This window comes from Devosia geojensis (genome assembly GCF_000969415.1).
Lineage (GTDB): Bacteria > Pseudomonadota > Alphaproteobacteria > Rhizobiales > Devosiaceae > Devosia > Devosia geojensis.
The window spans coordinates 82,774-95,018 of the sequence record NZ_JZEX01000124.1; the positions used below are offsets into that span (position 1 = coordinate 82,774).

The window sequence follows — 12,245 nt, forward strand, 5'->3', positions numbered from 1 at the left end:
CGGGTCATCACGCCAATCGGGATCGCGTGGTGCGCCACCCGCAGACCGCCACCAGCGGCGCGAGCACCGTGATGAGGCTCGTATCCCCGTTGAAGGGCCCCGAATTGTGCACGAGCACATGCACGATGAAGGAGAAGAGCGCATAGAGCGCCACCCGGCCCGTCGCCGCCACCGTGGCGCTGTCGCTCACGCGGGCCCTTTGCGCCGCCCGCAGCATCAGCCAGTAGAAGACGCCGATGAGAACGACGCCCTGCACGCCGTAGTAGATCGCGAAATTGATGAAATAGTTGTGCGGCTCGAAGGTGCCGATCGCAAAGCGGGCGACCACGGCATGCTCGTTCCAATAGATATCGAGGCCGAGCGCGGCTTCGGCGAAGCTGGCAAAGCCGATGCCGAACGGCATGGCGGCGATCTGGTGGAGGGCCGCCTCGAGCAGCACGCCGCGTGACGCGGAGCTGAAATCGTCGGTCGACAGGAACCGTCCTTCGCCGAACTCGGCAACCACCAGGACCGCGCTATAGGCGATCAGGAGCCCGATGCCGATGAGCGCCAGCGCGGCCGGCCTGTCGGCCTTGCGGACCCGCAGGAACGCGGCAAGGGCGAGCAGGACGACGAGCGCAACGACAGCGGAGCGCGTGCCGCTGAGGATCGTCGCTGCACCGTTGACGAGGAACAAGAGGAGCAACAGCCGCCGCGCCCCTCCGGCCAACAACCCGAGAGAAATGGCCGCTCCAAGCAGGCTGATATAGGAGAGCCGGACGGGGTCGGCCGTCAGCCCCGCGACCCGCCCGTCGAGGCGGTAGCCGGTCGGGATGGCTTCGGCAAAGAACCCCTGCACCTGCCAGGCGACCGCGAGATCAAGCGCCTGCAGCACCGCTAACACGCTGCTCATGCTGGCGGCGGCCAATACAACAGCGATCAATCGCAGCGGCCGGTTGCCGCAAAGAGCGATGAGCGCGACGAGGAGCACCGTCGGCTGGACGAAGAGGATGACCGCGGTCCTCGTCGAGAAGTTGCCGGCAAGTACCGCCACCGCCAGCGCATTGAAGACGATGAGCCCGACGAGAGCGAGAAGCTGGAGATGAAACCGGTTGACGGTCAGGCTTCCCCGCCGCAGCGCGGCATGGACGATCCCCGCCAGCGCAAGCGCGAGCAACGCCGCGGTCAGCAGGTATCGCACCTGCACCCCCGCCACGGAAACCCTCGGCGAATAGAAGAACAAGAGCTCGATGCTGAGGACCGCGAACAGGCAAGCAAAGACGGCAACGTCCCTGAGGCCCGTTCGCCGCGGCGAGACATCGGTGCGACGCTCCGCCGTCGCGATTGCGACGGTCATACCCGCTCCCCGATCATGGCGCCGCTCTGCATCACGCTTTCGACGACGGCAAGATAGCGGTCGATCCAGCGCTCATACCCGTGCTCGCCGCCGATGAACGCCATCCGCTCGGCCCGGTCGCCCGGTGCTGCCAGAAGCCCGAGCATCGCCTTGGCCATGGCCGGCGCATTCCCGACCGGCACCAGCCGCCCGCAGGCAGGATCGGTCATGATCTCGCGCGCGCCGCTGCGGCAGTCGGTGGCAACGCAGGGCGTCCCGGTCGCCAGCGCCTCGATGAGCGCATTGGGACTTCCCTCCCAGCGCGACGGCAACACGAAGAGATCGGCGCGTGCCATGTAGGCATAGGGGTTCTCGACGAAACCGGGCATCTTCACCGTCCCCGCCAGCCCGAGCCTGGCCACGAGCCTCGTCAGCGTCTCGCGCAGTTCGCCTTCGCCGAGGATGATGAGCCGGGTGGGCCGCACCGCGTTGACCTCGGCCATCGCCGCCAGCAGGGTCTCGAACCCCTTCTGCGCCGTCAGCCGGCCAGCGGTCACCACCACCGGCGCCGGCCGGTCCGGGCCCAGCCACGGCTCCTCGACGGGCTCGCGGCTGCGCCTCAAAACCTCCGCCTGGTCGACGCCGTTGCCGATGAGGGCAATATCGTGCGGCGCCCGGCCGATCATCGCGGCCAGATCCTCGCGCGCTGCCTGCGAAAGCGCGATGAATCCCCCCGCTCTCCTGTAGAGGAAGGGGACGAAGGGAGCCCACAGCCGGGACTGGCCTTTGAGGGGCACGGATCTGATGATGTTGGGCTCGCGGACGATGAGCGGATTGCGCAGCCATCCGGCGGCCACGCACAGCCCCGCCACGCGGCTGAGATTGGCCTGGCACGAAAGCAGCACCGCCCCCGGGCTCCGCCGCGACCAGGCGCTGAGGCCCCGCGCCATCGACCAGGGACTCCTGCCGACCACATGAACCTCGACAGAAGCCGGCAGCAGGGCGCCATAGCTGCCGGCCCCGCTGGCGACGATCATGTCGACCTTCCACCCGCGCGCGATGAACCCGCGCGCCAGGTTGACCGCCACCCGCTCGGCGCCGCCGCCGCCCAGCGACATCGCCGCCAACCCGATGTGTCCGCGTCTCGCGGCGCTTGCCTCGCTGCGCCTGGCATCGGCGGCCAGCACCGCGTCCGCTTCGCTCATGCCGTCCTCGCCCCCACGCGTCCTGCCCCACAAAGGTCTACAGTTCGCAGCCTCAGGCGTAAACGATATTTGCGCAGATCAGTCTTATGGCGAGCGTTGAGTTAAACCGCTTGCTTTCTTCGGGTTTGCCCGCAGAGTTGGACCCTGGTGATACAGTCGTTCATGCGGGGGCTCATGAAGATAGTCCACTATGCCACCTCCCTTTCCCGGTCGGCCGGCGGCCTTTACTACTCGGTCTCGGGTCTCGCTCAGGGATTGGCGGACCTTGGCGCCGATATCACCGTCATCGGCGGCGCCGATCGGCATTTCGCGGAGGACCGCGCGGTCTGGGGCGACGTGCCGGTGCGTCCTTTCCCCTTCCGTTTCGGCCGTTACGGTCTCGATCCCGGCATCCTGCGCGAGCTTGCCCGGTTGAAACCGGACATCCTCCACATCCACGGCATCTGGTCGGCCGCCTCCGCCTATGGCCGGCTGGCGGTCGCCCGCGGCATCGATGTAATCGTGTCTTCGCATGGCATGCTCGATCCGTGGATCCTGGCCCGGCGCCCGCGCCTCAAGGCGCTTCATGCCTGGCTCTTCGAGCGCCCGATGCTGACAAAAGCGCACCTCCATGCGCTGAACCAGGCGGAGCGCGAGGCGGCTCTCGCCTATATGCCCGATCTTGCCCGCCGCACCTTCGTGGTGCCCAACGGCATATCGGCAGCGGATGACGCGGATACCGCCGGCGTCCGTTCCGGCATGCTCTATCTCGGGCGCCTGCATGAAAAGAAACAGGTGCTCGAGCTGATCCGCGCCTGGGCCGCCGTGCCCGGCCTCCGAAAGGAACGGCTGACAATCGCCGGTTGGGGGGAGAAAGCCTACGAGACGGAAGTCGCGGTTCTTGCCGCGTCGACGCCAGGCGTATTCTTCGTCGGTGCGCTCTATGGAGAGGCCAAGGCCGCGGCGCTGCGTTCGGCCGCGTTCCTCGTGTTGCCATCGCTGAGCGAAGGCTTGCCGATGGCAGTGCTCGAGGCCCTCCAGTTCGGAGCCATCCCCCTGATCACCGCCCAGTGCAACCTGCCCGAGCTCTTCGCCCACGATATCGCCCTGCCGATTTCCTCCGATTTCCGCGATTTTCCGGACATCGCGACGGCCGCTTTCGCCATGTCTCCGACCGAAAAGGCCGAACGCGCGACGAGCGCCCGCGCCTATGCAAAGCGGTATCTCTGGACGGACGTCGCCCGCCAGATGCTGGATCACTACCGCCGCATCCGCGAGGCTCGGCCATGACATCGACCGACCGTCCTTCAGTTATCCTCGATGCGGGCCGGCATGATACGCTTGCCGGGGCCCCGTCCTTCACTCTTTCCAACCGCCTCTTTCGCTTAGCCTGGGTCCTGGCCTGGCTTGTGCTGGCGCGTTGGACACCGCCGCCCTTCCATCGCTGGCGCGTGCTGCTGCTCAACCTCTTCGGCGCCAAGGTTGCGGGAAATGCGCGCGTCTATGCCAGCGCCAGCATCTGGTACCCGCCCAATCTCGTGATGGGTTCGCAGGCGACCCTCGGACCCGGCGTCATCTGCTATGCCATGGATCGCATCATCATCGGCGAGCGCGCCGTCATTTCCCAACGCGCGCATCTATGCACCGGCACGCATCTCCTCGACGACCCAAATTTTCAGCTCGTCGCCCGCCCCATCGAGATCGGCGCGCAAGCCTGGGTGGCCGCCGAGGCCTTCGTCGGCCCCGGCGTCACAATCGGGCAAGGTGCGGTGCTCGGAGCCCGGGGCGTCACTGTCAAGGACCTCGAGCCGTGGACCATCTATGCCGGTAATCCGGCAAGACCCATCGGGCGGCGCACGCCGTTCGTCAGTCGCCTCACCTGAGCACTACCAGCCTATGGCCTCGTGCGCCTGCACGAAGGCCGACGCGACGAGGGCATAGCCGGCGTCATTGAGATGAACGTCGTCGGAACGCAACGAGCGGGGAGTAAGGCCCGCCGCGATATCCGCCGCATCGCCGGACGAGCCATCGCCCGCCGCCTGCAGAACCGCCAGCAAATCGACGAAGCGCCGGCCATGGGCGGAAGCAAGATGGGCATTGCGCGCCGCGATGGCCGCGATCGCGGCGGCACTATCGCCTGCGGACGGCAGGATCGCCCCGACGAGGAAGCGGCCATGTCGCAGATGCGTCGCTATTGCGGCAATGTCCTCTTCGACCGAAAATCCGGACTGCGCGCCGTTCCGCCCGAGCCAGAGCCAGTGCGTGCGGGGGTGCAGGCTCTCCCCGAGCCTGGTGATGAACCGGGAGCCGGGCGGACAGGCGACGGGCGGTCCGTCGCTCATGCGCGTGAACGTCCAGTTGCCCGCCGCATCCGTCGTCATCATGCCCGCGACACCCGCCAACGAGCCTGCCTGACTGCCGACGAAGGCGCCCGAACCGATGAGGATGTTGACCGATTTGTCGGTGACGGCAACCGGGCCCGAGGCGGGGATGGTGTCGCTGGCAACGCTCACCGATATTGGCCTTGCATTCATGCGCGCGGCGATCTGCGTCGAGCTCTGCCCGCCTATGCCCATATTGGCCACCGCGCGTGGCGGCGTGAGAAGGGCCGCTGCCGCAGAAGGATAGCCGCCTGCACCCGTCGAGCCGGCGCCCGCGGTCAGGCTGTCGCCCCAGGCGGCGACGAGCCACGCCGGCGCGCAGGCGAGGTTCTCGACCTCGAAGGCGCTGCAGGGGCCGGCGTGAACAGTGGTCCGAAGGACTTCCCCCGTCCAGGCATAGCCGGTCGCACCGTGGCCGATGCGCATGGCAGCCAGGCCCGGCATCTGTCCCGACATGTCGGCAACCGCCTGCCGGCCGTCGAGACTGGCGACGAAGGCGTTGGCGCTTGCCGAAAAAGCGACGGTGAACGCCGTATCGGCCGGCACGGTGCCGAGATCGAGATTGGCCTGCTCGACGGCAGTCCCGGTCGCCCCGCTCGAGACGATAAGGCGCAGACGCTGCGTGCCGTCGCGCACGAGCCGCACGAAGTTGCGCTCGAGGGGATTGCCGAGGTTGCTGGCCGCATCATCTGCCTGCCAGAGGATCTGCATGCCCGCAGCGCTTGCGGGCGTACGCGCCGCCACCACCACTCTGATGCCGCCGGCAACAAATCCGGGAAATGGCACCGCCTCCTTCATCGACATGGCCTCGAACAGCGCCGTGCCGGTCATCGGGTTGCCGTAGGACTTGCCACCGAAAAGACCTCCCAGGGGAATACCGCCACAATGGATGATCCCTTCGACCATGGTCTGGCCGGGCGCGGCGGTGGACTGACTGAACGCATCAGGGGCTCCACCGCTGGAATTGAAGACACCGATGGTGACGCTGTTGTTCTGTGTCCCGCGCGCATAGCGCCCCTTGAAGCGGTAAGCCTTTCCTGATCCGGAATGACTTCCGATCAGTTGGGCGACGACGGGCGAATTCGCCCCGCCGCCCGAGAGCAGGCCGACCCCACCCATCACCGCGAGCGAGGCGGCGCCCGATGTCTGCCAGCCGGTCGTGCCGGCGCTGAAATCGCCGTTCGTCAGCAGTTCCGGCGCGTCATCCGCCACATGAGGACCGAACCGGTGGCCGCCCGCAACCACCGAGCCGCCGAGCGCGGCAAGGAACGCAGCTTCCGTCGCGGCCGGCGCGCCGCCTATCAAGAAACGTCCGCGGGCGAAATCCGCATCGAACAGCGCCGGCGGCGTATTGCCTGCGCGCCGGCGCGAGACGCATACGCTGCCCTGCCCGCCGGACAGCGCTACCGCACCCGCCCCCAGCATCAGACGAGCCCGACGATCGAGGCTGCGGTCGTTGCGGCGAGCACCTTGTCGACCCGCACCGGCAACAGGGCCCCGTCCGGCACGTTAGCGAAGCTGACCACCGCGCCCCACTGCATCTCGACGACGAGATCGCCGCCGATGCCGACGTAGAGCGCCCGCGTGGTCAGGGGGAGGGCATTGGCGTCATGCGGCTCGATGGCGAACGCCCCCGACGCCGGCGAGGTGAGGCTTGCCGATTGATCGGCATAGGGATCGGTCATGACCTGTCTCCGTTCTTCAAACTGCGGACAAGTCTAGGCCGCTCCCCGCATGCGGGGATAACATCGCGATTACCCAATTTTATCAGTCATTTGATCCGGCATGCCCTCGCGTCCCGGAGAAGGTGGACCGCGTGGCATGGACATCGCCCCCGCCCTCGCGCCATTGTGCGCACACCGTTGATCCCGAGGATTGTCCCCATGACCACGCCCGCAGCCCCGCAACTCGACGCCGTTCTCGCCGAGATCGACCGGGGCCTCGAAGCCAGCCTCGAACGCCTGAAGGCGCTATTGCGCATCAAATCGATCTCAACTGATCCGGCGTATGCAGAAGAATGCCGGCGGGCGGCCGAGTGGCTGGCGCAGGATCTGGCCGCCGAAGGATTCCAAGCCTCCGTGCGCCCGACTCCCGGCCATCCGGTCGTCGTCGCCCACGATACGGGCGCGCCAGGTGCGCACGTCCTCTTCTACGGTCACTACGACGTGCAGCCCGTCGATCCGATCGATCTGTGGAACACCGATCCCTTCGAGCCGCAGCTGGTGACGCTTTCCGATGGAAGCAGGCAGCTCGTCTGCCGTGGCGCTTCCGACGACAAGGGGCAGCTGATGACCTTCATCGAGGCCTGCCGCGCCTGGCGGGCGGTGACGGGCAGGTTGCCGGTCGGGGTCTCGATCCTGCTTGAAGGCGAGGAGGAGAGCGGCGGCAAGAACCTGCCCCCCTTCATCGCCGCCAATGCTGAGGAACTGAAGGCCGATATCGCCCTCGTCTGCGACACCGACATGTGGGACCGCCAGACCCCCTCGATCACCACGATGCTGCGCGGGCTGGTGGGCGAGGAAGTCACCATCACCTGCGCCGACAAGGACCTGCACTCGGGCATGTTCGGCAACGCCGCGCGCAATCCCAACCAGGTGCTGGCCGACATCGTCGCGTCCCTGCGCGATGCCGACGGGCGCGTGACCATCGACGGCTTCTACGACGACGTCGCCGAGCTCCCCGATACGGTCAAGGCGCAATGGAAGGGCCTCGGCTTCGACGAGAAGGCGTTCCTCGCTGGCGCGGGCCTTTCCATTCCCGCCGGTGAAAAGGACCGCTCGGTGCTCGAGCAGCTCTGGAGCCGGCCGACCTGCGAGATCAATGGCATGTGGGGCGGCTACACCGGCGAAGGCTTCAAGACCGTCATTCCCGCCAAAGCCAGCGCCAAGATCTCCTTCCGCCTCGTCTCCGGCATGCAGCCGGACAGGATCCGCAAAGCCTTCCGCGACCATGTGCGGGCCCGCCTGCCCGCCGACTGCTCGGTCGAGTTCAAGGAGCATGGAGGCAGCCCGGCGCTCACCGTCCCGGCCGACGGCCCGCTCCTCAACAAGGCCCTGGCGGCGCTGTCGGGGGAATGGCCCAAGCCCGCCGTCATCACCGGCTCGGGCGGCTCGATCCCCGTCGGCGGCGACTTCAAGCGGCTTCTCGGTCTCGACACGCTCTTCATCGGCTTCGCCCACAACGACGACCGTATCCACTCGCCCAACGAGAAATACGACCTGACAAGCTTCCACAAGGGCATCAGGAGCTGGGCGCGGGTGCTGGCGGCGTTCGCCGGCTAAGAATCCCGCCCCTCGAGCTCCTTGATGAGCATCAGCGCCGCGCTCTTGGCGAGCGCAAGATCGCGCGGATCGGCAAGGTCAGCCTCGAACCGGCGGCAGAGATCGCGATAGGCGGCAAAGTGCGCCGAACCGACCCACTTTGCTTCCATCCGCAGAACGGTCGCCTCGATCTCTTCGAGCGTCGGAACCGTCGGCATCGCTCAGCCCCCGGCCTTGTACTTGTCGATGGTGCCGCCGCGCGCCACCATCTCCTCGATCAGCGGCGCGACCAGCGGCCCTTGCGTTTCGCAGAACTGCGGATCGTCGTCGAGTGCATCGAATGCGGGACCGTAATAGCGCTCGTCATAGCCGGCGCTGTCGAGGCCGAGCTGGTTGGCGACCTGGTCGGCGGTATCGACGACGAACTTCCACTGCGCGTTGCTGACCTCGTATCCGGCGCAGTTGGACGAGGCGACATTGGCCGTCACCAACCGGCGGAGCAGCCCCGACGCGGCCTTGTCGCCGAGGTCATCGGTCGGCGGCGGACCGGCGAGGGTTGGCGCGTTCGCAACCATCATCATCAGTATTGCTGCACAGATCCGCACACGCACCTCCGTTTGCCGTCGCCGACGATGCCACGGGCATGGATGCCGGTCGAGCCGTCCTGGGTCAACTGGGTCAAAGCGGCTGTCCGCCGATCGTGGCGACGGCCCGCGCCCCGGCGGCTATCCCGGCTTCGAGGCACGCCGCCTCGTCCGTGCCCTCGCACCACGCCTTGAGGAACCCGGCGGCGAAGGCGTCGCCCGCTCCCGTGCTGTCGACCGTCTCGACCTTGGGCGCCAACCGCTCGAGGCGGATGCCGCCCGCGTCCCCCAGCACCGCGCCGGTCGCACCGCATTTGACCACCACCGTGGCGAAGTGAGCTGCGAGCGCACGCACCTGCGCCTGCCTGTCGGCAGGCCCCGTCAGCGCCTGCGCCTCGTCCGCATTGGCAAGGATGAGCGTCGCTCCCGCCGTCCAGCCGAGGAACGCGTCCGCACCGACCTCCTCGATGAACCCGGCCGACGCCGGATCGATGGCGATGGCAATGTCACGCGCCCTCGCCCGCGCCATCAGGTCCGTCACAGCGGCGCGCGGCCCCGGTTCGAAGAGGCTGTAGCCCGAGACGGCCAGCACCGCGACGCCGTCAAGAAGCGCATCCGGCAAGTCGGACGGAGACAGGTTGAGGTTGGCGCCACGATCGGTGAGGAAGCTGCGCTCGCCGGCGGCGTCGAGGATCGTCACCAGCACGCCCGATGGTTGCTCTGCGTCGGCCGCCAGCAACGGCCTGACGCCGCGGGCGGTGAAATAGGCGTCCCACCGCTCGCGGTCCGCGATGCCGACACGGCCCGCGAACGTCACCTGCGCCCCGAGCGCTCCGAGCCAGACCGCCTGGTTGGCGCCCGACCCGCCTGGCCGCTGCCGGATGCGCGCCCGCCGGTCGGACCCCAGGACCATCGGTCCGTCCGGCAGGACGATGACATCGGTCATCACGTCCCCGACGACGAGGATGCGCCGGCTCATGCGCGCCGGATCGCCGGCTGGCCCGCATGCATGGCCGAGAGCGCCACGGCGATCTTGGCGGCAAGGCGCGCATTGTTCTCGACGAGCGCGATATTGGCCGCAAGCGACTTGCCTTGCGTCAACTCGAAGATGCGCTTCAAGAGGAACGGCGTCAGGTCCTTGCGCGACACGCCTGCAGCCTCGGCGTCGGCGATCGCTTCGGCGATGCGCGCCTCGATCGCCTGCGCCTCGAGGGCATCCGCTTCCGGGATCGGGTTGGCGACCAGCACCCCGCCGAGCCCGAGCTCGCCCTGCAGCGCCACGACCCTGGCGATCTCCTCTGCCGTATCGAACCGGTGGTCGACCTTGTGCCCGCTCTCGCGCGCCCAGAAGGCGGGGAATTCGTCGGTGCCGTAGCCGATGACGGGGACACCGTTGGTTTCCAGCACCTCGAGCGTCTTGGCGATGTCGAGAATGGATTTGGCGCCCGCGCAGACGACCGCGACGGGCGAGCGCGCCAGTTCCTCCAGGTCGGCCGAAATGTCGAACGTCTCCTCGGCCCCGCGATGCACGCCCCCGATGCCGCCAGTGGCAAAAACCTTGATGCCGGCGAGCGCGGCGATCTGCATGGTGGTGGCGACGGTCGTGCCGGCGAGTCCGCCCTTGACGAGAAGGCTCGCGACGTCCCTGCGCGACGCCTTGGCGGCCGTGCCGCCCTCCTGGGCCAGCCGCTCGAGATCCTCGCCCGAAACCCCGACCGCGAACCGCCCGTCCATGATGGCGATGGTCGCCGGGATCGCCCCATTGTCGCGGATCACGGCCTCGACCGCATTGGCCATCTCGAGGTTCTGCGGATAGGGCATGCCGTGGGTGATGATGGTCGATTCCAGCGCCACCACCGGCCTGCCTTCGGCCAGGGCCTTCTTGATGTCGGCGGTGATCGAAAGATAGGCCTTCGCGCTCATGTCGGGCATCTCGCTGAACGTATGGGACTAGGGCCGCGCCGGCGCCGCTCGAGCGGGTTTTGCGCTCGGATGTGGCATAAGGTCAATACCCGCAAAAACTTACGGCCGAGCCGCTTGTCGCACCTTTCGTTTCGCTCTAGTTTGCGCAGCGAAACCTCAAGCGTTTCCAGGCGAAGGACGACTGCACTGAACACGAGCATTGTTGGCCGCGGCATGCCCGCCCATCGATACGCGCCCGGCTCCGGGCTCATTGCCGGTCCTTCCTCCAAGGCGTGCGCCGACGCCTTCGTCGCCACATATCCGCGCCTTCACAAATCCGTTTCACACCTGCCGCACTCTCGCCCTGGCGCCGACCGCGCCGGCGGGCCGAACGGCATGTGAGCCAGACTGCGCCGCACAGTCTTGCGGCTGAGACCGATCAGGCAGGACCGAACCCCTGCAAAATTCGAGACAGGAGCCCGAAAAACAATGAGAACACCGCTCGCCATCGCCCTCGCCAGCCTGTTGGCCGCGACGCCCGCCCTCGCGCAGGATCAGGTCGTCAACGTCTACAACTGGTCCGACTACATCGCCGAGGACACCATCGCCAAGTTCACCGCCGAAACCGGCATCGCCGTGAACTACGACGTGTTCGACAGCAACGAGATCGTCGAGGCCAAGCTGCTTGCCGGCAATTCCGGCTATGACGTCGTGGTGCCCTCGGGCTTCTTCCTCGAGCGCCAGATCGCGGCCGGCCTCTTCCAGCCGCTCGACAAGGGCAAGCTCCCCAACCTCTCCAACATGGATCCCCAGATCATGGAGGAGACCGCCGCCCACGATCCGGGCAACGAGCATGCGGTCGACTACATGTGGGGCACCACCGGCCTCGGCTACAACGTCGCGGCCGTGACCGAACGGCTCGGCGCCGATGCGGACCTTGCCACCTGGGATCTGCTCTTCGATCCGGAAACCGTTTCCAAGCTCGCCGATTGCGGCGTCGCCGTGCTCGATGCGCCGGCCGAGGTCTATGCGGCCGCCCTCAACTATCTCGGTCTCGACCCGAACTCGGAGAGCGAGGAAGACCTTGCCGCGGCCGAGGAGCTGCTGCTCTCGGTGCGCCCGCACATCCGTTACTTCCACTCCTCGCAGTACATCGACGATCTCGGCAACGGCGAGATCTGCCTGGCCATGGGCTATTCGGGCGACGTCTTCATCGCCCAGGCTGCAGCCGCCGAGGCCGGCCAGGGCGTCGAGATCGCCTATACGATCCCGGCCGAAGGCGCCCTCAAGTGGTTCGACATGTTCGCCATTCCGGCCGACGCGCCCAACGTCGACAACGCCCACGCCTTCATCAACTTCATGCTGCGCCCGGACATCGCGGCAGCCAACACCAACTACGTCTACTACGCGTCCGGCAACGGCGCCGCCCTCGAGCTGATCGACGACGAGGTCAAGAACGACCCGGCGATCTACCCGCCCGCCGAAGTCGCCGCCAATCTCTATCCGCTCAACGCCCACACGCCCGAGTACGATGAGCTCTTGACGCGCAGCTGGACCCGGGTAAAGACCGGCCAGTAAGAACCATTGTGGATGGCGGGGTCCCACCCCGCCATCCCTTT

The 12,245-nt window shown here is 67.3% G+C and carries 12 protein-coding genes; 4 read left to right on the forward strand and 8 right to left on the reverse strand.

Annotated elements, in window-relative coordinates:
* Positions 1-7: 7 nt before the first annotated feature.
* Both VE25_RS14865 and VE25_RS14870 read right to left on the reverse strand, forming a co-directional pair.
* Positions 8-1,336 (reverse strand): O-antigen ligase family protein, encoded by a 1,329-nt coding sequence (locus VE25_RS14865; RefSeq protein WP_046109419.1) that lies wholly within the window; start codon positions 1,334-1,336, stop codon positions 8-10.
* Positions 1,333-2,520, reverse strand: coding sequence for a glycosyltransferase (locus VE25_RS14870; RefSeq protein WP_052731994.1), 1,188 nt, complete (start codon positions 2,518-2,520; stop codon positions 1,333-1,335). The genes VE25_RS14865 and VE25_RS14870 overlap by 4 nt, the downstream gene beginning before the upstream one ends.
* Before the next feature lie 174 nt (positions 2,521-2,694).
* On the opposite strand from VE25_RS14870, the gene VE25_RS21940 reads away from it, so the two are divergent.
* Together VE25_RS21940 and VE25_RS14885 are read left to right on the forward strand one after the other, a co-directional pair.
* Complete coding sequence (locus VE25_RS21940; RefSeq protein ID WP_052731995.1) at positions 2,695-3,789, forward strand: glycosyltransferase; 1,095 nt, start codon at positions 2,695-2,697, stop codon at positions 3,787-3,789.
* Positions 3,786-4,382 (forward strand): LbetaH domain-containing protein, encoded by a 597-nt coding sequence (locus VE25_RS14885; protein WP_046109421.1) that lies wholly within the window; start codon positions 3,786-3,788, stop codon positions 4,380-4,382. The genes VE25_RS21940 and VE25_RS14885 overlap by 4 nt, the downstream gene beginning before the upstream one ends.
* Positions 4,383-4,385: 3 nt before the next feature.
* Here the strand turns inward: VE25_RS14885 and VE25_RS14890 are convergent, their stop codons facing one another.
* Positions 4,386-6,305 (reverse strand): SGNH/GDSL hydrolase family protein, encoded by a 1,920-nt coding sequence (locus tag VE25_RS14890; protein WP_046109422.1) that lies wholly within the window; start codon positions 6,303-6,305, stop codon positions 4,386-4,388.
* The gene (locus VE25_RS14895) at positions 6,305-6,565 is read right to left on the reverse strand and encodes a spike base protein, RCAP_Rcc01079 family (protein ID WP_046109423.1); all 261 of its coding nucleotides are present in this window, start codon (positions 6,563-6,565) and stop codon (positions 6,305-6,307) included. The genes VE25_RS14890 and VE25_RS14895 overlap by 1 nt, the downstream gene beginning before the upstream one ends.
* Positions 6,566-6,763: 198 nt before the next feature.
* Here VE25_RS14895 and VE25_RS14900 point away from each other — a divergent pair, with 198 nt between their 5' ends.
* A complete protein-coding gene (locus VE25_RS14900) occupies positions 6,764-8,161 on the forward strand; it encodes a M20/M25/M40 family metallo-hydrolase (protein ID WP_046109424.1) in 1,398 nt (465 codons plus the stop codon).
* Here VE25_RS14900 and VE25_RS14905 read toward each other — a convergent pair.
* The 4 genes from VE25_RS14905 to VE25_RS14920 form a co-directional block, all read right to left on the reverse strand.
* Positions 8,158-8,358, reverse strand: coding sequence for a hypothetical protein (locus tag VE25_RS14905; protein ID WP_046109425.1), 201 nt, complete (start codon positions 8,356-8,358; stop codon positions 8,158-8,160). The two genes, VE25_RS14900 and VE25_RS14905, sit on opposite strands and share 4 nt — an antisense overlap.
* Before the next feature lie 3 nt (positions 8,359-8,361).
* Positions 8,362-8,721 carry a hypothetical protein gene (locus VE25_RS14910; protein WP_046109426.1) on the reverse strand — a complete coding sequence of 120 codons (360 nt, stop codon included), beginning with the start codon at positions 8,719-8,721 and terminating at the stop codon, positions 8,362-8,364.
* A 97-nt stretch (positions 8,722-8,818) separates the two neighbouring features.
* On the reverse strand, positions 8,819-9,703 hold the full coding sequence (locus VE25_RS14915; RefSeq protein ID WP_046109427.1) for a carbohydrate kinase family protein: 885 nt from the start codon (positions 9,701-9,703) through the stop codon (positions 8,819-8,821).
* Positions 9,700-10,647 (reverse strand): pseudouridine-5'-phosphate glycosidase, encoded by a 948-nt coding sequence (locus VE25_RS14920; RefSeq protein ID WP_083988978.1) that lies wholly within the window; start codon positions 10,645-10,647, stop codon positions 9,700-9,702. Before VE25_RS14920 ends, VE25_RS14915 begins: the two co-directional genes overlap by 4 nt.
* A gap of 468 nt (positions 10,648-11,115) precedes the next feature.
* On the opposite strand from VE25_RS14920, the gene VE25_RS14925 reads away from it, so the two are divergent.
* The gene (locus VE25_RS14925; RefSeq protein WP_046109429.1) at positions 11,116-12,204 is read left to right on the forward strand and encodes a polyamine ABC transporter substrate-binding protein; all 1,089 of its coding nucleotides are present in this window, start codon (positions 11,116-11,118) and stop codon (positions 12,202-12,204) included.
* The last annotated feature ends 41 nt before the right edge of the window (positions 12,205-12,245 follow it).